Source organism: Methylophaga muralis (assembly GCF_001720165.1).
GTDB lineage: Bacteria > Pseudomonadota > Gammaproteobacteria > Nitrosococcales > Methylophagaceae > Methylophaga > Methylophaga muralis.
In genome coordinates this window covers 1-24,306 of sequence record NZ_MCRI01000022.1, presented here as the reverse complement: position 1 = coordinate 24,306, position 24,306 = coordinate 1, and the positions used below count along the sequence as shown (strand labels likewise).

Sequence of the window (24,306 nt, the reverse complement as noted above, 5' to 3'; positions counted from 1 at the left end):
ATTGTAAGCATACAGACTCGGCTTTACCGCAACAGTGTCTCAACGTAAGATTACTGCAAACAAAAATATAAATCCTAAAGGATAATCAGATTGAACACCATTGACATACATGAAATTCAACGCCTGTTGCCGCATCGGTATCCATTTTTATTGATTGACAGGGTGATTGAATTTACACCGGGTGAACATCTGGTTGGTATTAAAAATGTAACCTTTAATGAACCACATTTTACCGGACATTTTCCACAACGCGTGATTATGCCAGGAGTTTTAATCCTTGAGGCTTTAGCCCAGGCTACAGGACTGCTGGCATTTAAAACAGCTGATCAAATTCGTTCCGATGAGGCTCTTTACTACCTCGCAGGTATTGATAATGCCCGTTTTAAAAAACCCGTTGAACCTGGCGATCAACTTCGTCTAGAAGTAAAGTTAATTAAAAATAAGCGTAATTTATGGAAGTTTTACGGACAGGCGACTGTTGACGGAGAGGTCGTTGTCAGTGCGGATATTATGTGTGTTAACCAAGAAATGCCTTCGTGATTCATCAAACAGCCTTAATTGATCCCAGTGCGAAAATTGCCGATGACGTAGTTATCGGTGCGTATAGCATAATCGGAGCGAATGTTGAAATCGCTTCAGGTACAGAAATTGCCTCCCATGTGGTGATTAATGGTCCTACTAGAATCGGCCGCAATAACCGGATATTTCAATTTTCTTCTATAGGTGAAGAGCCTCAGGATAAGAAATATCATGGCGAACCTACTTTACTTGAGATTGGCGATAATAACCTGATCCGTGAATCAGTCACTATCAATCGTGGTACGGTACAAGGTGGAGGTATTACTAAGGTTGGCAGTAACAACTGGATCATGGCTTATGTTCACATTGCCCATGATTGTATCATTGGTGACGACAATATCTTTGCCAACAATGCTTCGCTAGCCGGACATGTGATCGTTGATCAACAGGTTATTTTGGGTGGCTTCACTTTAGTTAGCCAATTCAATCACCTTGGTTCGCATTGTTTTAGTGCTATGGGCAGTGTCATTTCACGAAATGTACCGCCTTATGTCTTGGTTTCAGGTCATATGGCTGAACCAGTCGGTATTAATGTAGAAGGTTTACGTCGACGTTCTTTCACCGATACACAAATCCGCAATATTCGACAGGCATATAAATTGGTCTACCGTTCAGGCTTACGAATGGAGCAGGCTCGTGAGAAGTTGCAGGATATCCAACAGGAAGCAGCTGAGTTAGAGATCTTCATTGACTTTCTGGATAAACAACAAGGTGGAATCATCCGGTAGTATAACTAGAAGCTGAATTTCCTTTGTAACGACATTAAGTCGTTAGCATGCATCGAAAGGATAGTATGCATGCCCAAATCTACTCCGGTAGACTCATCTATGCTGCAAATGTTCTGACCGGAAATCCTGACTGCAATAGTACCCTATGCAAGCGGCCGAATAATCATCCAAACAATCTACGTGATATTAAAGCCAAATCAGTTAACAGAAAAACTCAACGCCCCATTAAGAAAAAAATATCTTATTGTTGATGTTTATAAATTTCAGATGTTTTACTTAATTCAAAATATTCATTAACTGAACTTTTAAACAATACAACTTAATTTTTATGTGTCTATAGGATGCAAAAGAACTGAGTCAGAGCTGGTTAGTACAATCAGCGAAGAAACACGTATAATCTGGCACTTTGATTCACTTATAAAACAGTGATGGCTTTACACATAATTGCTGTATGCAAGGAGTAAACGATGGATATCTACGCATCGGATGATGAAAAAGGCGAAGCGATAAAAAATTGGTGGCGTGAAAATGGCCGCTCAGTAGTTACCGGTGTGGTATTAGGTGGGGCTGTTATTTTTGGCGGCAGATACTGGATAAATTTCCAACAAGCTAAAACTGAGCAAGCTGCAGCAATGTATCAGCAAGTTCAGTTCAATATCAGCGAAGCGGATTTGACTGCTGCTGAAGATCTGACTCAAGAGCTCATGCAATCTCATTCCAAAACGCCTTATGCAGCATTTGCTGCCATTGAACTTGCCGCAGAACAAGTCCGCAATGATCAAGCCGCCGCTGCTTTGGAATATTTGAAATGGACAGCAGATAAAGCAAAGCTGACTGGGCAAAAAGACTTAGCCAGATTGCGTATGGTGCGAGTATTGGTTGATCAAGGTGAATATGAACAAGCCATGCAACTAGCCCAGCAGCCAGCATCAGCAGGCTTTACTTCTCTGTTTGCCGAACTGGAGGGCGATATTCATCTCGTCCAGGAGAATAAAGCAGAAGCTTATGAAGCTTATCGTAATGCTATCTCAAGCATGGATGCCGATGATCCCCGTAAGATTCTATTGGAAATGAAGCGAGATGATGCGGCTGTTATCAATGAAGGCTAATTTACTAAAAAACCTGTTTATCGGGATAGTTCTTACAGCTTTGGCTGGATGTGGAACGATTAAAGAGTTTTTTGCTGCAGATGCCTATGAAGCACCTCCTGCAGAACTAACGGAATTTCAAGTTGAATTTGAACCGAAAAATATCTGGTCCACCAATACTGGCGATGGGGCAAATACGGCCTATGCAAATATGGCTCCCTGGTTGCAAGGCAACTCAATTGTAACGGTTGATCATAAAGGAGATGTTCGTAGCCATAACATTGAAAATGGTCGACGCGAATGGCGTACTCGATTAAATATTTCAGTAGCCAGCGGTGTCGGTGGTGGAGAAGGACTCATTGTAGTTGGTGCCCAGTCCGGTGAAGTTGTGGCTTTAGATGAATCCACCGGTAAAGAGCTCTGGCGTCAACGACTCAGTAGCGAGGTATTAGCTCCACCAAAAGTTGGTGGTGGTAGTGCTGTCGTTAGAACTGCTGATGGCCGTTTAACGGCTCTATCAGCTAGTAATGGCAACGTTCTCTGGAATTACCAGCGGGCAGTACCGTTATTGAGTTTACGTGGGGTAAGTGCCCCAATCATTGAAGGTCAAAGTGTTCTAGCGGGTTATGACAATGGTAAGTTAGTTGCACTTTCCCTTAATGATGGCAAAGTTATTTGGGATAGAAGTGTCGCAATTCCTAGTGGTCGAACTGAACTCGAAAGATTGGTTGATATTGATGCGGACCCAGTTATTCATAATGGTATTGTTTATGTTGTAGCTTTCCAAGGTAATCTCGCTGCCATGGATGTTGATACCGGACAAACGCTTTGGGATAGAGAAATGTCATCTACTTCCGGAATTGCCGTTGATCCTTTTAATGCAGTTTATGTCAGTGATGACCAGAGTTATTTATGGGCTATTGCTGATGGCACCGGTGATTCATTATGGCGTCAAACATTATTATTAAGACGCTCAATTTCTGCGCCGGTAATTGCTGGTGATAATGTTGTAGTAGGTGACTTTGAAGGCTATCTGCATTGGGTATCGCGTTCTGATGGACGTTTTGTTGCCCGCCAACGAATTGATAAAAATGCTATACGCAGCCAACCTATCGTTCGCGATGGTGTGCTTTATGTGATGACAACAGGCGGCAAGTTAACCGCCATCCGGATCCCTTAACTGTGAAACCTGTTATTGCCCTTGTGGGGCGGCCGAATGTTGGCAAATCTACATTATTCAATCGTTTAACCAAAACCCGTAATGCTTTGGTGGCAGATCATGAGGGATTGACCCGTGATCGCATATACGGCAATGCCCGACACGATGAAGCGGAATTCATTCTAATCGATACCGGTGGCTTGACCGAACAGGGTGACGACATGTCAGATCTGATGCGTAAACAAGCCGAATTAGCGATTGTTGAAGCCGATCTGATCTTATTTTTAGTGGATGGTAAAGCTGGTGTGGTGCCGGCAGATGAACTCATTGCCAAGCAATTACGCAATGTCGGCAAACCGGTTTTATTGGTAATTAATAAAACTGAGAGCGAACAACGTGAACTAGCAGCCGCCGACTTTTATCGGCTTGGATTGGGTGAGCCAGAAGTTATTTCAGCAACCCAGGGTCGTGGTATCAGTAATTTAATGAATACCTTGATGCGCGACTTACCTGCTATCCGCATTGTTGAAACGGAAGAGGAAGAGGCTGAAGATGATACTTCGGGTGATATCCGACTAGCCGTTGTTGGGCGACCAAACGTTGGTAAATCGACGTTGGTGAATCGTCTGTTAGGTGAGGATCGTGTTGTTGCTTTTGATGAGCCTGGCACCACTCGTGACAGTATTTATATTCCCTTCGAGAAAGAAGGGACGAACTACATCTTGATTGATACTGCCGGTGTCAGACGTCGATCCAAAGTTTCAGAGGCATTGGAAAAGTTCAGTATTGTTAAAACATTACAAGCTATAGAAGCCGCCAATGTGGTGTTGTTAGTATTGGATGCACATGAAGGTATTGTTGATCAGGATTTGCATTTGGCCGGTCTGATTATTGAAAGCGGCCGGGCTGTGGTTATCGCGGTTAATAAATGGGATGGTCTTGAAAAACAGGAACGTGAGTGGGTCGCCACCAATATTGAACGTCGTCTGCCATTTTTAAGTTTTGCCAAAACCCATTTTATTTCCGCTTTACATGGCAGTGGTGTTGGCTTATTACTTAAATCCGTAAAAACAGCGTATGGCTCGGCTTTAGCTAAAATTCCGACGCCACAATTGACGAGAGTTTTAGAAGAAGCTGTTGCCGATCATCAGCCGCCTTTGGTAAACGGGCGTCGGATTAAATACCGTTATGCTCATTTGGGCGGTAAAAATCCCCCACGCATAATTATCCATGGTAACCAGACAGAAGCTACGCCAAATAGCTATCGACGCTATTTGGAAAACTACTTCCGCACTGCACTAAAATTGCAGGGAACACCGGTGATGATTGAGTTCAAAACCAGTGAAAATCCGTTCCAAGAGCGCAAAAAAAAGCAACCCGAAACTCCACAGGAAAAGCGCAAGCGGATAATAGCAAGCCGAGCAAAAAAGAGAGAAACTTAAAAAGTATGGGGTTTGATGATTTTCAGAGACACCTCTGAAAGATCAGCAGCCCCTAGAGTAAGCCCTCATCTTCGTTCATTAAATTTTCCAATGAATTAAGATGATGGCGAATTTTTTTGCGTTGAACTAGCTTTTGCTGTGCCGCCTCAGGCAGATCGGTAAATAAAATCACACCTTTATCTATTAGTGTGCCGACTAAGTCTTCAATAACCCGAACCATCGCCATATCTGAAGCAGTGAGAATGGTTTGAATATCTTCATGACGATTGGATTGTCCAAGAAACTCGAGTAATTCGGGTGCTTGTGGCGAAATATATTGGCTGCCTTCGCTCTGCGGGGCGTTAAATACACCGATTATTTGACCATTCTCATCACGCTCGATGTATACCATCTTAATGTTCCCGCCGTTTCTGGATTATGCTACTTTGATCAAGATTAAGCGGTCATAGGTTTACAGTAAAGAAAAAAACTGTGAAACTCCTCACATTTTGAGTTGGATAGCGTCGTCGTATTACATGGAACATAAAGCAACCAATCAACAAGGACAAACTCGGCAATGGGATGCGGAGGCAACCTATTTAACCCATGACGATCCCTTATTAGCCTGTCTTACCGTTCTGACGAAACTGCTACAAAAACCCCACAGTCCAGACTCGATGGTTGCAGGTCTTCCGTTGGTTGATAATCGACTGACACCAGATTTGTTTTCCAGAGCAGCAGAGCGCGCTGGTTTATCATCAAAAGTCGTTAAGCGCACATTACGAAAAATTTCTCCTCTAGTGCTTCCGGCTGTACTTTTACTGAATGATGGCAATGCCTGTATTTTGCTGAAGTTAGATGGGAAGCAAGCCACGGTGATTTATCCCGAGAGTGGCGAAACGGAATCTCTTGTCGATCTGGCAGATCTGCAAGCTCATTACACTGGTTACGCAATTTTTATAAAAGCGGTTCAGCATTTTGATAAACGCGGTGAAATTTCGAGTATTCCTCGTGCAAGACATTGGTTCTGGGGAACATTGACGCGATTCTGGCCTATCTATAGCGAAGTGTTTCTAGCCTCTATCCTGGTCAACCTATTTGCCATTGCCTCACCATTATTTGTCATGAATGTCTATGATCGGGTGGTACCGAATCATGCGCTGGCAACTCTATGGGTGTTGGCGATTGGTTTGGCTATCGTGTTTGTATTTGATTTATTGCTGCGCACTTTACGCGGCTATTTTATTGATGCTGCTGGCAAAAAAGCCGATGTTATTTTATCGGCCACGATTTTTGAAAAAGTGTTGGGTATAAAAATGGCGGCCCGGCCAAACTCAGTCGGCAGTTTTGCCAACAGCATGCAAGAGTTCGAATCCTTTCGAGACTTTTTTACTTCAGCCACCCTTGCCACATTAATCGATCTGCCGTTTACCTTCTTATTTATTGCAGTTATCTGGATGATTGCCGGCGATTTGGCTTATATTCCGCTGGCAGTAATTCCCATCACTATTTTGATTAGTTTGATTATTCAGATCCCACTTGGACGAGCCATCAAACAATTGTTTCGCCATGCCGGCCAAAAAAGCGCCACGCTTATCGAGACTTTAACTGGGCTAGAAACTATAAAAAGTCTCGGGGCTGAAACACCTTTGCAACGCAAATGGGAGCAAACGGCGGGTTCAATTTCCAAATACAGTCAAAGAGCAAAACTGCTCTCTTCCGCAGCGGTGAATTTAACGACTTTTGTACAACAGATGACCACTATCGCTGTGGTGGTTTATGGTGTTTATAAAATCAGTGAAAACGAAATCAGTATGGGGGCATTGATTGCCAGCACCATACTGGCAGGAAGAGCGCTGGCACCGATGGGGCAACTGGCGGGTATTTTAACCCGTTTCCACCATTCAAAAGCTGCTTTGGGTTCTTTGAATAATATGATGAATTTACCGGTTGAACGACCAAATGGCCGGGAGTTTTTACATCGAGAAAAATTCAAAGGTGGTGTTGAATTCAAGCAAGTCAGTTTCCGCTATCCCGAACAAGCAATAGATGCATTAACCGATGTTTCTTTCAAGCTCACTCCAGGTGAAAAAGTAGCGATAATCGGGCGGATAGGTTCAGGTAAAAGTTCTATAGAAAAACTTATTCTGGGGTTATATGAGCCCGCTGACGGTGCTGTTTTATTAGATGAAACTGATCTTCGGCAGATCGATCCAATCGATCTTCGTCGCTCAATCGGTTATGTGCCGCAGGATGTGATGCTGTTTTATGGGAGTGTCAGAGACAATATCGCATTAGGAGCACCTTTTGCTGAAGATTCAGCTGTGCTTCGCGCAGCAGAGATTGCTGGCGTGACGGAGTTTATTAATCGACATCCCTCAGGATTTGATATGCCAGTAGGTGAGCGTGGTGAAGGCCTATCAGGTGGCCAACGGCAAAGTATTGCTGTGGCGCGAGCCTTGTTATTGGATCCCCCGGTTTTAGTGTTGGATGAGCCAACTAATGCTATGGATAACAGCAGTGAAGAGCGGTTTAAAGCAAAGCTCAATGACATTATCAAAGATAAAACCCTTATTCTGGTTACACATCGTGCTTCGTTGTTAAGTCTGGTAGATCGAGTGTTAGTTATGGATCAAGGAAAATTAGTGGCGGATGGGCCACGTGAGCAAATTCTGGCTGCATTGAAAAGTGGTCATATCCGGGTTTCTAAAGGATAAATGGATGGCCTGGTCTAAAAAAAATAATGAAGATATCAGTTTTATGTCTGAAATCAGTGCGGCGACCATGGCGTCAACTCACTGGGGCGGACATGTTTTGTTGTTGTTGATAGCGGCATTTATTGGTACAGCGTTGTGGTGGGCTAGTGTTGCGGCAATTGACGAAGTCACCCGTGGTCAGGGTAAGGTGGTTCCCTCCAGTAAAGTTCAAGTGATACAAAACCTGGAAGGTGGAATATTGGCTGACGTTCTGGTCAGTGAAGGTCAATTGGTTGAAAAAGATGACATCTTATTAAGAATAGACGATACGCGCTTCTCCTCTTCATTTCGTGAATCACAACTTAAATATTGGGAGTTAGTCGCCAGGACAGCGAGATTAGCTGCCGAAAGTGAAGGTAAACCTTTGGAGCTTCCCGCTGCTCTGATCGAGGCGCAACCAGCATTGGTTGCAGAAGAAAGATCACTTTATCAATCACGACAATTACAGTTGCAAACCACAATTGATGTTTTAAAACGGCAAGCTGAACAGCGTAGACAAGAATTAGTTGAAAAACAGGCCAGACAAGAACAACTGAGTCGCAGTTTTGAGCTTAGCAATCAGGAATTGCAAATGTCAGAGCCATTGGTCGCGGCTGGTGTTATGTCCGAAGTCGAGTTGTTGAGACTGAGGCGTACAGTCAATGATTTGAGAGGTGAAATGGATTCAAACAGATTGGCCATTCCGCGTATTCGCTCATCAATGGATGAAGTGCAACAGAAAATAAATGAAGCCACTACCCGTTTTAAATCTGAAGCGGCCAGAGAACTAAGTGATGTCCGTGCTGAAATGGCAAGAACCGAAGAATCTGTATCGGCACTGGCAGATCGAGTTACCCGCACCAATGTTCGCTCGCCGATGAAAGGTACTATTAAGCGCTTGATGATTAATACTATTGGCGGGGTTATACAACCAGGTATGGATCTGGTAGAAATTGTGCCGTTAGAAGATAATTTATTAATTGAAGCACAGATTCGTCCGGCGGATATTGCGTTTTTAAGGCCCGGACAGGAGGCGATGGTAAAGTTTACAGCGTATGACTTTTCCATTTATGGTGGTTTGCAAGCTAAGTTGGAGCGTATTAGTGCCGATACCATAACAAATGATGAAGATGAAAGTTTTTATCTTATCTATTTACGCACAGAACAAAATTATATAAAAAGTAGTTTGGGCGAATTAGGAATAATTCCAGGGATGACGGTGACAGTGGATATTCTTACGGGTGAAAAAACCGTGCTTGATTACCTATTAAAGCCCATACTTAAAGCTAAAAATGAAGCGTTGAGAGAACGTTGAGGCTAAGGTTGAACCATGACAGTAATTACAGAGACTGAAAAAAGTCTTTATCTGGCAACAGCAGATAATGATGTGGCGCGCGTTATAACTGACGCGTTGCCAGCTATTTACGATGTCAGTCTGTACAAAGATATTAATGGTTTACTTGAGGCACTCAAAAAACAAACAGCGGAGTTGGTGCTCTGTCATCAATTTTTACTAGATGATAATCCTTCACAAATCATCGGACAGCTGAAAAAATTATGTCCGGATAGCCGTATTCTGGTGATAGGACCTCCACGACCAATCCCAGTACAAATTGCAGCCTTAAAACAAGGTGCTCGCGGTTATTTCAACCAAAACCTGCCGATGAGCAAACTTCAGGAAGCCTTATTGCTGATTACTAATGGCGAGGTTTGGGTCGAGCGTCATGTTATTTCCGGTTTGATTGATGAAATTAGTCATCTCCCTGAAGTAAGTGAAAAGCAGCGTCGAGCGGCAGAAACGCTCTCCCCTAAAGAATTAGAAGTAGCCAAAATGGTAAGTCACGGAGCAACCAATAAAATGATTGCCCGAAATATGAATATTACTGAAAGAACGGTTAAAGCACATTTAACCACCATTTTTCAAAAAATGAATTTACCGGATCGTCTTTCACTCGCGATTGTGTTTCGCGATCTGAGATAAGCTCGCATTGTGTAGTTGAGTTGTTTTGTCTACAATCAGAATCGAATGGAATAGGAAGGTATTGCTTTGGGGGGGGAGCTGTAAGCGGTTATTAACCCTAAAAATACCGATTACTGCTTTGAATTAGGAAAAGATTATGAACAAAGCGCTTTTTATAATCCCGACATTGCTGTGCTTTAGTTCAGTGCAAGCTGAAACTTTGCAGGAAGCAATTCACACCACTTTAAAAACCAACCCAGACGTATTGGCTGCGGTCAGTGAACGTCAGGCTGTGTCTAAAGAAATTGATCAGGCAAGAGCCGGATATTTTCCGACGATTGACTTAGGTGTTGGAACTGGTTGGGAATCAACTGACAGTCCAGCAACCCGTAATCGCGGTGATGGTGAAATACATTTGAATCGTGATGAAGCCAGTTTGAATCTCAGGCAAATGCTTTACGATGGCAGTCTCACTAAAAATGAGGTAGAGCGCCATAAAGCAAGAACAGACTCACGCGCTCATTCAGTTTACAGTGTGGCAGAGAATACTGCTTTAGAAGCCACAGAAGCCTATCTCAATGTTTTACGGCGTCAACAACTGGTTGAGTTAGCTCAAACCAATCTTGAGTCTCATCAACGCACTCACGATCAGATAACTTTACGTAGTGAACGTGGCGTTGGTCGGCGAGCCGATATGGATCAAAGTTTTGGCCGTTTGGCTTTGGCTGAAACAAATCTAATGGCCGAACAAAGCAATTTGCGTGATGCCGAGACTAATTATTTAAGAGTAATTGGCGCAGCGCCAAGCTCACTATCAGAACCGCCGACGCCTGACCCCTTTATGCCTTCGAGTATTGAAGAAGCTGTGAACATAGCCCTTCAAAATCATCCAACCTTGCGCTCTGCTCAAGCCGATGTGGCTTCAGCCAATGCGCAGCATGATGTGACCAGAGCAGCATTTTTACCACGTGTGGATTTTGAATTAGGAACTCGAAACGATCATGATATCGATGGGGTTCGAGGAACTGATAAAGATGTTACAGCTATGTTCCGCTTGCGTTATAACTTGCTTAATGGCGGTAGAGATAAAGCACGCCGAGAAGAAACCGCATTTCTAATCAATCAAGCTGCTGAAATTCGTAACAATACACATCGACAAGTTGAGCAAAGTGTCCGTTTATCATGGAATGCATTAGAAACCGTTCGCCGGCAGATGTCCTATTTCGAACAATATGCTGATGCAGCAGAAAAAACCCGTGATGCCTACCAACAGCAGTTCAATATCGGTCAGCGCACATTATTGGATTTACTGGATTCTGAAAACGAATTGTTCAGAGCGCGGATATCGTTGACCAACGCGCAGTACGATGAGCTTTTCACCAAATACCGGGTGCTTAACAGTATTGGAGCACTACTGGAAAGTTTAGAAATTATTGCACCAGCAGCCGCTACAACTGTTGCTGATAGTCGAAACTAGATTTTCCATAGTTTAATCAAACGATAAGCCATGCCCGTGGGGTATGGCTTTTTTTTAGAACCTGTACGTGGATAGCTGCAACTTTTTCTGCAATCAAACTATCATGCTATTATGTCGTGCTTAATTTGTAGGGTTATTTTAGAATTTCATGAGTAAGCAATCATCTTTTTCCTTCGAGGAACTCTTGCAGTGCGGCCACGGAGAAATGTTTGGCCCGGGCAATGCCCAACTGCCAGTCCCCAATATGCTGATGATGGATCGTATCAGTCATATTTCCAATGATGGTGGTGCCTATGGAAAAGGTGAAATCATTGCTGAACTGGATATTCATCCGGATCTATGGTTTTTTAAATGCCATTTCCCGGGTGATCCGGTCATGCCAGGTTGCCTGGGCCTAGATGCTATGTGGCAATTACTTGGCTTTTTTCTGGCATGGGATGGTAATCCCGGTAGAGGAAGAGCGCTGGGTTCCGGTGAAGTGAAATTTACTGGACAAGTATTACCTAGCGCCAAAAAAGTGACTTACCGTATTGATTTGAAACGAGTAATTTCACGCAAACTAGTACTTGCCATTGCTGATGGCACAGTATCTGTGGATGGTCGCGATATCTACTTCGCCAAAGATTTACGAGTTGGTCTGTTTACATCAACTGACAACTTTTAGGACAAGACAATGAGACGTGTAGTTGTTACTGGTATGGGGATCACCTCCTGTTTAGGATTGGATCTTGCCACCGTTACCGAATCACTTCGCACCGGTCGTTCTGGTATCCATTTTAAACAGCAGTACGCTGATATGGGCTTTCGTAGCCATGTCGCGGGTTTTTTTGATATTGATTTTAAAGATTTTATTGATCGTAAAGTTTTACGTTTTATGGGCGATGCCGCAGCTTATGCTTATATTGCGATGAAACATGCAATTCAAGATGCGGGATTGAGTGAAAGTGATGTGTCCAATCCAAAAACTGGACTAGTCATGGGCTCTGGTGGAGCATCATCTTCAAATCAAGTTGAAGCAGCTGATATTTTGCGTGAAAAAGGCTTAAAACGAGTAGGTCCATATCGCGTGACTCAGGTCATGGGAAGCACAACTTCAGCCTGTCTGGCCACACCATTCAAAATCAAGGGCGTCAACTATTCAATGTCTTCTGCCTGTGCAACCAGTGCGCATTGCATTGGCAATGCGATGGAGCAAATCCAACTGGGCAAACAAGATATCGTTTTTGCTGGTGGTGCTGAAGAAGAACACTGGACCATGAGTTCATTGTTTGATGCAATGGGCGCCTTGTCGACCAAATATAACGAAACTCCTGAAAAAGCATCACGTGCATATGATGCAGATCGTGACGGTTTTGTTATCGCTGGCGGTGGTGGTGTGTTGGTACTTGAAGAGTACGAACATGCTAAAGCGCGTGGCGCAAAAATTTATGCAGAATTAACCGGTTATGCTGCCACTTCTGATGGTTATGACATGGTGGCGCCTTCTGGTGAAGGTGCACAGCGTTGTATGCAAATGGCCATGTCGACAATGCGTAACAATAAAGTCGATTACATTAATGCCCATGGCACCAGTACACCGGTAGGTGATTTAGCTGAGTTGGGTGCAATCAAACAAGCTTTCGCTGAAATTCAAATCCCACTGGTAGGATCCACTAAATCTCTGTCCGGCCACTCATTAGGTGCTGCTGGTGTGCAGGAAGCAATTTACAGCTTGCTGATGCTCGAAAACGATTTTGTGGCTGCTTCAGCCAATATTGATAATCTCGATGAGCAAGCCAAGGGCATGCCAATCGTATTAGAGCGCAAAGACAATGCTGGGTTGCAGGCTGTGATGTCAAATAGCTTTGGTTTCGGTGGAACTAATGCCTGTCTGGTATTTGAGAAAATCTGATTTAACAATTAAAACACCCTCAGCGTGGTGCCGAGGGTGTTTTTTTAGCTTAGATCCTCATCTGTAACCGGCCCACGTTTTCCTGCTAACGCTTCCTGCATTAAACTGACTAGCTGCTGTTTTTTCACTTCATCGTCCAAATGTTTTGAACTGAAGGTGATGCCAAATCGATCGGCATATTGTTTGACCAGTATCATCAAAATTGCTTCATCCACGTTCACTTTCTCCAAACTTTTCAATCACACATTATAACGTGTTAACGTTGCCCATTATGAAATTACACTATCAATCAATTGGCCAGGGTTCACCGTTAGTTATCCTGCATGGTTTATTTGGTTCAGCGGATAACTGGCGTGGTATAGCTAAAGCCCTTTCATCCGAGCGACAGGTTATTAGTGTTGATCTGCGTAATCACGGCCGCTCATTTCATCATCCTCAGCAAACGTTTGATTTAATGGCCGAGGATTTGCTGAATTTACTAGACGATTTAAGCTTACCAACAATAGATCTGCTGGGACATTCGCTCGGCGGCAAAACCGCCATGCAATTTACCCAGAATTTTATTAATCGAGTAAACAGACTTATTGTTGTAGATATTGCCCCACGACAATATATCGATGAACACAGTGTTATTTTCAAAGCGTTATTAGCATTAGATTTATCAAAATTTTCATCACGTACGGAAGTGAGCGAAGCTTTATCGGGAACACTGCCAGATCCATTGGTACGTCAATTCTTATTACTGAATTTGCAAAAAAACGATCAAGAATTTAACTGGCGTATCAATCTGCAGGCTTTGTTTTGTAGTTACCCAGGGTTGCTGCAAAGTGTTGAGCAAAATGATGCTGTAGAAGTGCCAGCTCTGTTTATCAGTGGTGAAAAATCAAACTACGTTACGGATAATGATTGGCAACAGATTAAATCTTTTTATCCAAACGCGGAACATGTAGTGATCGATAATGCCGGACATTGGGTACATGCAGATCAACCAGATATTTTTATTGAGCAGGTAAACAGGTTTCTAGCTGATGATTAATGCCGACTTATTAAAACAATTGATTGAATTTCGTCGTGAACGTGACTGGGAGCAATTTCATAATCCCAAAGATATTGCGATTTCGTTATCTATCGAAGCGGCTGAACTGCTGGAATGGTTTCAATGGCGTGATAAGACGGAAATTCAGCAAATGCTGGAGACGGATAAACGCGAAGCACTTGAAGATGAAATTGCCGATGTTGCTGTCTATTTGAGTTATTTGTGCCATGACCTGAATATTGACCTTGAGCAGGCGATCAAGCGAAAAATGGAAAAAAATGCTGCGAAATATCCGGTGGAGAAAGTTAAAGGTCGGGCTGACAAATATAATGAATATTCATAAAACAGCTACAAAGTGCTAGCATCTGCGCTTTGATTTTAAGCCGGTAGAGGTCGTTTCTCCATGAAAGCCATCGTGTTGCTGATTCAATGTGCCGATCAAAAAGGGTTGCTGGCCGGCATCACCGGTTTTTTTGCAGAACGTGGTTACAATATTCTGCACTGTCAGCAATATACCGATACTGAGCACGGTCGTTATTTTATGCGCCTCAAGGTAGAAGATGAGGGGCAAATGCCCCATCAAGCCTTACAGCAAGACTTCAATTCGCTAGCAGACAGCCTGCAACTGACCTGGTCAGTTCACTATACAGACTTGCCTTACCGTGTGGCTTTACTGGTCACCCGAGCGTCGCACTGTCCTTATGACTTATTGTTGCGGGAACTGGAAGGCGAGCTGAAATGCGAGATTCCCGTTATCATCGGTAACCATCCCGATTTGGAGAATATGGCTAGGCAGTTCAACAAGCCTTTTTATCATCTACCCATCTCCACAGAAACCAAACTACAACAGGAAGCACAGATTAAATCCTTACTTTCAGAGTATCAGATTGATCTGGTGGTGATGGCGCGCTACATGCAAATTCTGTCTGAGCAGTTTGTTAAAGAATTTGCCGGTAAGGTTATCAATATTCACCATGGATTTTTACCGGCTTTTCAGGGGGCCAAACCCTATCACCAGGCTTATGAACGTGGAGTCAAACTGATTGGCGCCACCGCACATTATGCGACCGCCGAACTTGATGAAGGCCCGATAATTGAACAGGATGTCGAACGGGTTCGCCACGATAACAGCCCACAAGATTTAGTCATGATTGGCAAGGATATCGAACGGCTGGTTTTAGCACGTGCTGTGAAAGCGCATATTGAACACCGCATCATTGTCAGTGGCCGTCGCACTATCGTGTTTGCAGAAGGTGCCTGATAATCCATTCCTGCTGCCTGTAAACTGAGTCTGAAAGAAATTATGACGAACGCTTTCAATACAAATCTATCATCTCCGGTAATTATGATCACCGGTGCTACCGCTGGCTTTGGTGAAGCCTGTGCCAGGCTGTTTGCCAAAGCCGGATGGCGTTTGATTATTACTGGCCGCCGTTTGGAACGTCTGCAGAATTTGCAGGCGGAACTGGGCGGCTCAAAACAGACCTGCATCAGCTGTTTTGATATCAGTGACCGACAGGCAACAGAACAAGCCTTTGCCGAGCTGCCGGTGGAATTTAAGCAGATAGATGTATTGGTCAATAATGCCGGTTTAGCATTAGGGCTGGAACCGGCTTACGCAACTGATCCTGAAGATTGGGAACGTATGGTCGATACCAACATTAAAGGCTTGATGCGTTGCTCCAGACTGGTTTTACCGGGCATGCAGTCACGAGACAGCGGGTATATCATCAATATAGGTTCTGTCGCTGGAAACTGGCCTTATCCGGGCGGTAATGTGTATTGCGCAAGTAAAGCTTTTGTCAGACAGTTTTCATTGGCCTTACGCGCAGATTTACTGGGCACACAGATTCGGGTAACTAATATCGAGCCCGGAAATGCGGAAACCGAGTTTTCCATGGTGCGCTTTAAAGCCGATGAGCAGCGTGCGGACAAGGTTTATGAAAACACTGTTGCGCTTACCGCTCAGGATATTGCGGATACCATCTGGTGGCTGGTCAATACCCCGGTGCATATGAATGTCACCACAATGGAGATTATGCCTACCCAACAAGCCACCGGGCCATTAGCTATTTTTCGCGGCTAGTCAGCCTAATAACCAGCTTTTAGGATTGGCAATGGGTTGTTGAGCCTTAAGCGTTTTTAAACCCTTTACACTGCGGCTGATATTCCAGACAATCCAGACTACCATTACGGCCAAACCGTATAAATTACCCATCCACAACAGTCCCCATGAAACCATCAGTAAGATCAGGCTGATAAAGAAACCATTAATTTGAAACAAATAATGTGATTGCAACCAGTCTGCTGCTTTAGGTTTTTTTTCATAAGCAACTAAGGCGCCCATGATTAGCATTGGGTAAATCAGTGAGCCGACTAAATTGAAGATGTAAATCAGTTTAATACTGCTGATATCGTCGCCAGTTTCAATTAAAGCCATTTGTGGTTACTCATTAAAAAAGGTTTCAATCTAGCAGGATCCTTACTTTTGCTCCACAAAAAAAGGCCCGGCAATGCCGGGCCTAATACTGCAAAGATCGAATTAGCGATTAACCGCCAAAATCAAAGCGGATACCGGTGTATAGGGTACGGCCCAGAATCGGTGATTCATCTTTAAAGAAACTGGTATGCCGGCGACCATCTTCATTAAGCAAATTACGCCCTTGAAGAAAGATTTGAGCTCCCTTTAAGCTAGCTGGTGACCAACTTGCATCAAAGGAAACCAGGTTATAGCCGCTGGTATTGTTTTCAGTGACAGCTGTTTTGGTTTGTTTAAAGACCCGACGATAGTCGAGACTGAAATCCCAATCAGCATACGAAGTATCAAAACCGATACCAACCCGAGTCGGACTCATACGTGGTAAATCTTCACCACCACTGAGTTTGCCGCGTACATGATCAGCTGAGAGACGCATGCTGAGCGGAATAGGGCCCTCTACCAGATCGGTAATGGCACCAAATTCGACACCATAAAATTTGGCATTTCGCTGTTCGTTGACAACCAATGTATCGCCTTCAATCTCAACGGCCTGACCGGTGCCATCATCGCGTGAAGCCAAGTAAATAAAATCATCTACATAATTGTAGAAGGTGGTCAGATCATAGCGAAATGCGCCGATATGACGATCAAAACCGACTTCAAAATTAGTGTAGGTTTCTTTGCCAAGGTTAGGATCACCAATCTCAACTGTACCCGCTGCTGCGTGGCGACCAAAGGCATAAAGTTGTTCAGCCGAAGGAGCACGTTGTGAGCGGGTGACTGACATTCTTAAATGATGAGCTGGATCCACATCGATGATTGTGCCCGCGGATAAGCTGAACGGGGTGAAGCTACGACTGCTCAGGCTGGCTGCCTGTTCGAGCTCATCACCATTTGGCAGATCAATGTCACGATCTTCACTCAGGTTATCCGAACTGGAACGGACGTGATCAACACGAGCCGCGACTTCAAACCGACCAAAGTGTGTCGGGCGTTCTTCCAGCACAAATAAACCAACCGTACGTGTGTCATTGCCGCGAATATAAAATCCATCACTGTGTCCGTGACCGCCACCATGACCATGGCCTTCACCTTCGGCTTCAAAATCACGATCATTAAACTGCAAACCGACAACACCTTGCCAGTCGCCAATGGGGTTATGCACCATTTCCAGACGCATTTCGGTTTCGTTATTGTTAAAGCGGGTTTCAACTTCACTTTCAACGAATGCCCCATCATCAAACTCAGAACCGATTTCCTGCTGTCGATAGCTGGTATATGCCATTTTCAGACGGGCAGTTTTAAAGCCTGGTAAAGGATCATTGAATTCACTGCGGAAATCAAAGCGATCATTTTTTGCGCGAATTTGTTCCTGCTCTTCTTCGCCGTCACCCAAAAACACTTCAGGAATGCCGTATTGAGTTTTCCAAGTGCTATAACCTAATCCAGCAAAACCCCAATCACCTTTATATAGCCCAGTGATTGAGAACACATCATTTTCAACTTCACTGTTTTGCAACTTGTCTTTACGACCGAAACGTTGACCTTTTTCCTGATAACCATCGATATCAAAATCACTGCTGCGGCGCACACCATAATCGGTGCGTAAAACAAAACTGTCGCCCATTGGCAGTTCTAATCCCAGTCGACCCTGACGGTCATGTCCATTTAAACCGTATGACATTTGGCCATCAACTCTTGGGGAGTCACCAAATTCTGGGTTAAAACGGTTGCTGCGGACGTTGATAACACCACCAGCTGCGCCACTGCCATACAACAGGGTAGCTGGGCCACGAAACACTTCAATTTGATCGGCACGTCCGGTATCCAGTCCGATAGCGTGATCAGCACCTTCTCCAGAAATATCCGAGGTACTCAAGCCATCTTCCAGAACCTGCACGCGTGAGCCTTGTAAACCGCGCACAACAGGACGGCCTACGCCCTGACCAAAGTCAGCATTATGTACACCTGGCAGACCATCTAATGTTTCACCTAATGTACTGGCACGTTTTTGATTGAGTTCATCACCGGCAATGACGGTAACAGGTTGAATCAATTCGTCAGATGTCCGGTTGCCTAAAGGGTCGGAAGTGACCACCAGACGTGGAATATCAACAGTATCTTCAGCAGCAAACGCTACAGAAGCCATAGGCGACAGTGCTGCGGCAAGCAGCACTACAAGTGGTTTTTTATTCATCACGAATAATCCTCATAGCAGAAATCAGCAGCCATTTTCTAAATAAGAAAACGACAATAAATCAAAATCAGAACGCTATGAGATAACGGGTGGGGCGCGGATCGCGAACGAGAGATAAGTATTTTCAAAACGAGCAGGGGGATAAACAGTAGCATCAAGCTGGAAACGTTGTTGCCATACACCGATGCTAAGCTGATGGTTAGCATCAATTGAAGGGGTATGACTAACAACATTTAACTGATCACATAATGCAATATGCTCGTGAAAAGCATGCTCGGCATCATGCCACACTGCCATGGACTGCATCAGCAAGAATGCTGCTGCAAAAAGCCATAACAGATGTTTGGTGTGCCGAAGTTGCATTTTTTTAGTTCACCAGCAATTCGATGAGCAATTGCTGGTAGATAGCCGACAAGGTATCCAGATCGGCAATCGACACATGTTCATCAATCTGATGAATCGTTGCGTTTAACGGACCAAGCTCAATCACTTGTGCACCGGTTGGTGCAATAAAACGACCATCCGATGTACCACCGGACGTTGATAAAGTTGTGTGGTAACCGGTAACTGTTTTAACAGCCACCTGCACAGCTTCTAGCAGTTTGCCCCCAGCTGTACGAAAAGGCTTACCAGACAACACCCAATCCAATTGATAGCTCACTCCATGTTTGTCCAGAATGCTTTCAACCTGTTGTTGCAGTTCTTCATGAGTGACTTCAGTGGAATAACGGAAATTAAAAATCATTTCTGCTGTGCCGGGAATGATATTGGTTGCACCGGTACCGCTGTTCAGATTGGATACCTGAAAGCTGGTAGGCGGGAAATCTTCATTACCCTGATCCCATTGCACCGCACAGAGTTCAGCCAGGGCAGGGGCAAGGTTGTGTACCGGATTATCCGCCAGATGTGGATAGGCAATGTGTCCTTGTTTACCTTTAACTGTCAGATAACCATTTAACGAACCACGGCGACCATTTTTAACTACATCGGCCACTTTGTCAGTGCTGGTCGGTTCGCCGACAACACACCAGTCGATATGGTCCTGCCTTGCTTGTAGGGTTTCAATAACTTTAACAGTACCATCCGTAGCCGGACCTTCTTCATCGCTGGTCAGCAAAAAAGCAATACTGCCAGCATGCTGTGGATGTTCTGACACAAACCGTTCACAGGCTGTCACCATTGCGGCAATACTGCCTTTCATATCTGCTGCGCCGCGACCAAACAGAATATCGCCATCAATTTTGGCGGCAAACGGTTCATGTGTCCATTTGTCTGCCGGTCCGGTAGGCACAACATCGGTATGTCCGGCAAAAACAAATAACGGACCGTTATGGCCCCGGCGACACCACAAATTGTCGACTTCACCAAACCGTAAATATTCGGCATTAAATCCACTGTTCGCTAAACGCTCTGCCAACATAACCTGACAACCTTTATCAGCAGGCGTAACGCTGTCACGCTGAATCAAATCAATAGTTAACTGAACAGTAGTAGAGAAATTATTTTGCATAGCGGGCCTGGAAATCAGATTCATTGAAACCAATCGATACGCCGGACTCATCTTCAATGACCGGGCGTTTGATAAGGGTGGGGTGAGCAAGTATTAATTCGACAGCGGCTTGTTGATCAAGCTGGTCTTTGCGGGGATCATCTAACTGACGCCAAGTAGTGCCACGTTTGTTGAGTAGCTGCTCCCAACTGACCGAGTTCAACCATTGTTCAACAGTAGGTTGCTCAAGGCCGTCTTTTCGAAAGTCATGAAACTGGTAGGTAACCTGATGTTCATCCAGCCAGCGCCGGGCTTTTTTGACGGTGTCACAATTCTTAATACCAAATAGTTTCATCGTTGCCGTCTCACCTGGAAGAACCCACCATGTGGGTTAAAAGACGTGAAATGATACAGTATATCAATGGTTTTTGCATTATTGACTACACCGTAAATTGGCACTGAAAAGACAGTAACGACACTGTTGTATCGTCACCGTCCTCAGTATCTTTTTATAAATTAAATATCACGCAGTAATTCGTTGATACCGACTTTACCACGAGTTTTTTCATCAACCTGTTTGACGATAACGGCGCAATACAGGCTGTAGCTGCCATCTTTGGAAGGCAGGTTACCTGATACTACAACTGAACCTGCTGGGATTCTGCCATAGCTGATTTCACCGGTCATACGATTAAAGATTTTGGTGCTTTGACCAATGTATACGCCCATTGAAATTACTGAGCCTTCTTCGACGATAACACCTTCAACCACTTCAGAGCGGGCACCAATAAAGCAGTTATCTTCGATAATAGTCGGACCAGCTTGTAATGGTTCCAGCACGCCACCGATGCCTACGCCACCGGATAAATGGACGTTTTTACCGATTTGAGCACAGCTGCCAACAGTAGCCCAGGTATCGACCATGGTGCCGGAATCAACATAAGCACCGATATTCACGTAAGAAGGCATCAATACCACGCCTGGCGCGATATATGAGCCACGACGTGCCGCAGCTGGAGGAACAACCCGCACACCGGCGGTATTGAAATCAGCTTCGGTAAAGTTGGCAAATTTTGGCTCAACTTTGTCGAAGTATTGGGTTTCACCACCCGACATAGGGCGGTTGTCATTCAAGCGGAACGATAATAGAACCGCTTTTTTCAGCCATTGATTAACGACCCAATCACCATTTTGTTTTTCAGCAACACGGGCTTTACCACTGTCGAGCAACGCCAATACTTCATTAACAGCATTACGTACTTCCGCGTCGGCATTGGCTGGGGTGATTTCTGCACGGCGCTCAAATGCCGTTTCGATAATCTGCTGGATATCGCTCATCGGTTTCTCCAAATAATTTAAGATAGGGTTTCAATATAATCACGGATCCGCATAGCCGCTTCGACGCACTCATCTTGTGGTGCAACCAATGCCATACGGATCCGGTTAACGCCAGGATTACCTTGTTTGGTATCTCTGGCTAAAAAACGCCCCGGTAACACGGTGACGTTATATTGATCAAATAAGCCGCGAGCAAAATCAGTATCGGCAATCGGGGTTTCCGCCCACAGATAAAAACTCGCTTCGGGCTGAGTCACATTCATAACCGGGGATAAAATTTCCAAAACGGCATCGAATTTCTCTCGATACAGCTGCCGGTTATGTGCAACATGCGCTTCATCAGACCATGCTGAGATTGAGGCAGACTGAGTAGAGGGCGGCATCGCACAACCATGATAAGTACGGTAACGTAAAAAAGATTTCATAACATTGGCATCGCCCGCCACAAACCCGCTACGTAAACCCGGTGCGTTAGAACGCTTGGATAAACTATGAAAAACTACACAGCGGCTTAAATCGGTATAGCCTGCAGCTACTGCTGCCTGTAACAACCCGACGGGTGGCAAAGCTTCATCAAAATAGATTTCCGAATAACATTCATCTGCCGCAATAATAAAATCATACTCATGGGCTAGCTGAATCAGCTTTGTCAGTGTTTCAGCATCTACGATAGCACCAGTCGGATTGCCTGGGCTGCACAGATATAACAACTGGCAACGAGACCAGACGCTGGGTGGTACTTCATCGAAGTCCGGTACAAAACCTGTTTCTTCGGTGCAATTCAGTAAATACGGTTCGGCGCCAGCCAGAAAGGCTGCACCTTCATAAATTTGATAAAACGGGTTAGGCATGACAATCAGTGGGTCTTTACGACGATCGATTATCGCCTGGGCAAAAGCAAACAATGCTTCGCGGGTACCGTTAACAGGCAGAATCTGTGAAACAGGATCAATATGTCCCGCAAGCTGAAACCGTTGATCCAACCAATTGGCAATAGTATGACGTAACTCGATACTTCCAGCAGTCGTTGGATACACTGATAAGCCATGCAAATGACTGATGACCGCTTCAGTAATAAAGCCGGGAGTTGGATGTTTTGGCTCACCTATGGATAACGAAATATGCGCCAAGGCTTTTGGAGGGGTGCAGCCTTGTTGCAGTTCGGCAAGTTTCTCAAAGGGATAAGGATGTAATCGCGCCAGATCTGGATTCATTAAAACATATCGCCGGGTCAGAAAAATCCGCCCATTATAACGCTTCAATTGCTGCTCGTGTTATAAGCATCAGCATGAGCACAGTAAAACAAACCGAATCCAAACTCGCTATTCTCAGTCTGCTATTTGCCGCCTCAATGTGGGGCTTCATCTGGTATCCGATGCGTTTGTTCGAACAGGCAGGCATGTCGGTGATTTGGGTCACCTTGGTGATGTATTTTACGGCAGCAGTAGCCAGCTTACCGGTTTTCCTCAAGCAACGTTATCACTGGAAGCAGATCCCTGCCGATTTACTCTGGTTGGCTTTGGCCGCCGGCATGACTAACCTGGCCTTTTTGGTTGCCTTGAACGAAGGGCAGGTGATGCGTGTGATGTTGTTATTTTATTTATCACCACTGTGGTCAGTGATTCTTGGTCGATGGTGGTTGGGTGAAAAGTTGTCTTTGGCAGCCATCGCCATGTTTTTGCTGGCAATGGGAGGCACCATTTTAATGTTATGGCGTCCGGAGGTAGGTTTTCCCTGGCCCCATGGCTTGGCTGATTGGTTGGCTTTGTTTGCCAGTATGTGTTTTGCGGTAAACAATGTCTTAAGCCGTAAACTTGCCAGTGTACCGATGGCATTAAAAACTACCATTGTGTTGTGGGGCGTCGTTGCCGTATCGATCGTGGTTCTGTTACTGCAACAGGCTTCATTGCCAGTAGTCGACGTGACGGTTTGGTTGAGTGCTGTATTTATTGGTGGCGGTATCATCATCGCCATGACTGTTGCGGTGTTATATGGGCTGGCCAGAATGCCAGTTTATTTAGCGGCTGTGATAATGTTATTTGAACTGATTGTAGCTGCGATTTCATCAGCATTATTAACTACTGAAATAATGACATTGCCGGAATGGCTTGGTGGGGCGTTAATCTTTGCTGCGGCGTTTGGTATTGCCCGCGTTGAAAAGCACAATCGCTAAACTTTTTATTATTGATCTTGCAGGAAAAATTTATGATTAAGTCAATTGCCCATGCCAGCTTTCTGGTGGAAGATTTATCCAAATCACTGAAGTTTTATTGTGATGTATTGCAGATCCCGTTAAATCCAAACCGTCCCAAGTTTGCCTATGACGGAGCTTGGCTGGATTTGGACAACAAACAACAATTGCATCTGATGGTATTACCCAACCCCGATTCGACGGATGGTCGTCCGGAACATGGAGGTCGGGATCGGCATGTTGCTTTGCTGGTGGAAAATCTTGATGCTTTGGCAGAACGGCTCGAACAGGCAGGCGTTGAGTTCTCGCGCAGCAAGTCTGGTAGAGCGGCTTTTTTCTGTCGAGATCCTGACGGCAATGCGTTGGAGTTCGCTGAAGATTTCACTCCAGCTAGCCAGTAATTCAGGTGCTTGAAAGCAACAATCAATAGCTTAGCGAGTTACTCACATTTTCTGTGGATAAGTCTGTGGTTAACAATGTTGAAAATCGCTAAGTTATTAATCTTTAATAGAGCTGTTCAAAATGGTTAAAATTTAAC

The 24,306-nt window shown here is 44.6% G+C and carries 26 protein-coding genes; 17 read left to right on the top strand and 9 right to left on the bottom strand.

Features of this window, described 5'->3' with window-relative positions:
* Positions 1-90 precede the first annotated feature (90 nt).
* From fabZ to der, 5 genes are all read left to right on the top strand, one after another.
* Positions 91-540, top strand: coding sequence for a 3-hydroxyacyl-ACP dehydratase FabZ (fabZ, locus tag A9E74_RS09515; RefSeq protein ID WP_069296394.1), 450 nt, complete (start codon positions 91-93; stop codon positions 538-540).
* Positions 537-1,307, top strand: coding sequence for an acyl-ACP--UDP-N-acetylglucosamine O-acyltransferase (gene lpxA, locus A9E74_RS09510; protein WP_069296393.1), 771 nt, complete (start codon positions 537-539; stop codon positions 1,305-1,307). The genes fabZ and lpxA overlap by 4 nt, the downstream gene beginning before the upstream one ends.
* A 467-nt stretch (positions 1,308-1,774) precedes the next feature.
* A complete protein-coding gene (locus tag A9E74_RS09505) occupies positions 1,775-2,416 on the top strand; it encodes a YfgM family protein (protein WP_069296392.1) in 642 nt (213 codons plus the stop codon).
* Entirely contained in the window at positions 2,406-3,575 is a 1,170-nt protein-coding gene (gene bamB / locus A9E74_RS09500) for an outer membrane protein assembly factor BamB (RefSeq protein WP_084003031.1), read from the top strand. The genes A9E74_RS09505 and bamB overlap by 11 nt, the downstream gene beginning before the upstream one ends.
* A gap of 2 nt (positions 3,576-3,577) precedes the next feature.
* The gene (der, locus tag A9E74_RS09495) at positions 3,578-4,996 is read left to right on the top strand and encodes a ribosome biogenesis GTPase Der (protein ID WP_069296390.1); all 1,419 of its coding nucleotides are present in this window, start codon (positions 3,578-3,580) and stop codon (positions 4,994-4,996) included.
* Positions 4,997-5,048: 52 nt separating this feature from the next.
* Here der and A9E74_RS09490 read toward each other — a convergent pair whose 3' ends face one another.
* Entirely contained in the window at positions 5,049-5,387 is a 339-nt protein-coding gene (locus A9E74_RS09490; protein ID WP_069296389.1) for a hypothetical protein, read from the bottom strand.
* Positions 5,388-5,511: 124 nt separating this feature from the next.
* On the opposite strand from A9E74_RS09490, the gene A9E74_RS09485 reads away from it, so the two are divergent.
* The 6 genes from A9E74_RS09485 to fabB all read left to right on the top strand — a co-directional run bounded on the left by A9E74_RS09485 (position 5,512) and on the right by fabB (position 13,038).
* A complete protein-coding gene (locus A9E74_RS09485; protein ID WP_069296388.1) occupies positions 5,512-7,692 on the top strand; it encodes a type I secretion system permease/ATPase in 2,181 nt (726 codons plus the stop codon).
* Positions 7,693-7,696: 4 nt separating this feature from the next.
* On the top strand, positions 7,697-9,025 hold the full coding sequence (locus A9E74_RS09480; RefSeq protein WP_069296387.1) for an HlyD family type I secretion periplasmic adaptor subunit: 1,329 nt from the start codon (positions 7,697-7,699) through the stop codon (positions 9,023-9,025).
* Positions 9,026-9,040: 15 nt separating this feature from the next.
* On the top strand, positions 9,041-9,691 hold the full coding sequence (locus tag A9E74_RS09475) for a response regulator transcription factor (RefSeq protein WP_069296386.1): 651 nt from the start codon (positions 9,041-9,043) through the stop codon (positions 9,689-9,691).
* Between the two features lie 136 nt (positions 9,692-9,827).
* A complete protein-coding gene (locus A9E74_RS09470; RefSeq protein ID WP_069296385.1) occupies positions 9,828-11,147 on the top strand; it encodes a TolC family outer membrane protein in 1,320 nt (439 codons plus the stop codon).
* A gap of 148 nt (positions 11,148-11,295) precedes the next feature.
* A complete protein-coding gene (gene fabA, locus A9E74_RS09465; protein ID WP_041354415.1) occupies positions 11,296-11,811 on the top strand; it encodes a 3-hydroxyacyl-[acyl-carrier-protein] dehydratase FabA in 516 nt (171 codons plus the stop codon).
* A gap of 9 nt (positions 11,812-11,820) precedes the next feature.
* Positions 11,821-13,038, top strand: a complete 1,218-nt coding sequence (gene fabB, locus A9E74_RS09460; protein WP_069296384.1) for a beta-ketoacyl-ACP synthase I — start codon at positions 11,821-11,823, stop codon at positions 13,036-13,038.
* A gap of 44 nt (positions 13,039-13,082) precedes the next feature.
* Here the strand turns inward: fabB and A9E74_RS14345 are convergent, their stop codons facing one another.
* A complete protein-coding gene (locus tag A9E74_RS14345; RefSeq protein ID WP_176718919.1) occupies positions 13,083-13,253 on the bottom strand; it encodes a hypothetical protein in 171 nt (56 codons plus the stop codon).
* Between the two features lie 56 nt (positions 13,254-13,309).
* On the opposite strand from A9E74_RS14345, the gene A9E74_RS09455 reads away from it, so the two are divergent.
* Genes A9E74_RS09455 through A9E74_RS09440 form a run of 4 tightly spaced genes read left to right on the top strand, consistent with a single transcriptional unit; the run spans position 13,310 to position 16,160 of the window.
* Positions 13,310-14,074: an alpha/beta fold hydrolase gene (locus A9E74_RS09455; RefSeq protein ID WP_069296383.1), complete on the top strand. Its 765-nt coding sequence runs from the start codon at positions 13,310-13,312 to the stop codon at positions 14,072-14,074.
* The gene (locus A9E74_RS09450; protein ID WP_069296382.1) at positions 14,067-14,417 is read left to right on the top strand and encodes a nucleotide pyrophosphohydrolase; all 351 of its coding nucleotides are present in this window, start codon (positions 14,067-14,069) and stop codon (positions 14,415-14,417) included. The genes A9E74_RS09455 and A9E74_RS09450 overlap by 8 nt, the downstream gene beginning before the upstream one ends.
* Before the next feature lie 60 nt (positions 14,418-14,477).
* Positions 14,478-15,335: a formyltetrahydrofolate deformylase gene (purU, locus tag A9E74_RS09445; protein ID WP_069296381.1), complete on the top strand. Its 858-nt coding sequence runs from the start codon at positions 14,478-14,480 to the stop codon at positions 15,333-15,335.
* Positions 15,336-15,377: 42 nt separating this feature from the next.
* On the top strand, positions 15,378-16,160 hold the full coding sequence (locus A9E74_RS09440) for an SDR family oxidoreductase (RefSeq protein WP_069296380.1): 783 nt from the start codon (positions 15,378-15,380) through the stop codon (positions 16,158-16,160).
* Here the strand turns inward: A9E74_RS09440 and A9E74_RS09435 are convergent, their stop codons facing one another.
* The 7 genes from A9E74_RS09435 to dapC all read right to left on the bottom strand — a co-directional run bounded on the left by A9E74_RS09435 (position 16,161) and on the right by dapC (position 22,791).
* A complete protein-coding gene (locus A9E74_RS09435) occupies positions 16,161-16,514 on the bottom strand; it encodes a hypothetical protein (RefSeq protein ID WP_069296379.1) in 354 nt (117 codons plus the stop codon).
* A gap of 109 nt (positions 16,515-16,623) precedes the next feature.
* Positions 16,624-18,750: a TonB-dependent receptor gene (locus tag A9E74_RS09430; RefSeq protein WP_069296378.1), complete on the bottom strand. Its 2,127-nt coding sequence runs from the start codon at positions 18,748-18,750 to the stop codon at positions 16,624-16,626.
* Between the two features lie 75 nt (positions 18,751-18,825).
* On the bottom strand, positions 18,826-19,113 hold the full coding sequence (locus A9E74_RS09425; protein ID WP_069296377.1) for a hypothetical protein: 288 nt from the start codon (positions 19,111-19,113) through the stop codon (positions 18,826-18,828).
* 4 nt (positions 19,114-19,117) lie between these two features.
* The gene (gene dapE, locus A9E74_RS09420) at positions 19,118-20,260 is read right to left on the bottom strand and encodes a succinyl-diaminopimelate desuccinylase (protein ID WP_069296376.1); all 1,143 of its coding nucleotides are present in this window, start codon (positions 20,258-20,260) and stop codon (positions 19,118-19,120) included.
* Positions 20,250-20,594, bottom strand: a complete 345-nt coding sequence (locus A9E74_RS09415; RefSeq protein ID WP_069296375.1) for an ArsC family reductase — start codon at positions 20,592-20,594, stop codon at positions 20,250-20,252. The genes dapE and A9E74_RS09415 overlap by 11 nt, the downstream gene beginning before the upstream one ends.
* 161 nt (positions 20,595-20,755) lie before the next feature.
* On the bottom strand, positions 20,756-21,577 hold the full coding sequence (dapD, locus tag A9E74_RS09410) for a 2,3,4,5-tetrahydropyridine-2,6-dicarboxylate N-succinyltransferase (protein ID WP_069296374.1): 822 nt from the start codon (positions 21,575-21,577) through the stop codon (positions 20,756-20,758).
* Positions 21,578-21,594: 17 nt separating this feature from the next.
* Positions 21,595-22,791, bottom strand: a complete 1,197-nt coding sequence (gene dapC / locus A9E74_RS09405; RefSeq protein WP_069296373.1) for a succinyldiaminopimelate transaminase — start codon at positions 22,789-22,791, stop codon at positions 21,595-21,597.
* A gap of 74 nt (positions 22,792-22,865) precedes the next feature.
* On the opposite strand from dapC, the gene A9E74_RS09400 reads away from it, so the two are divergent.
* Complete coding sequence (locus tag A9E74_RS09400) at positions 22,866-23,750, top strand: DMT family transporter (protein ID WP_069296372.1); 885 nt, start codon at positions 22,866-22,868, stop codon at positions 23,748-23,750.
* A 32-nt stretch (positions 23,751-23,782) separates the two neighbouring features.
* Positions 23,783-24,169, top strand: coding sequence for a VOC family protein (locus tag A9E74_RS09395; protein ID WP_069296371.1), 387 nt, complete (start codon positions 23,783-23,785; stop codon positions 24,167-24,169).
* The last annotated feature ends 137 nt before the right edge of the window (positions 24,170-24,306 follow it).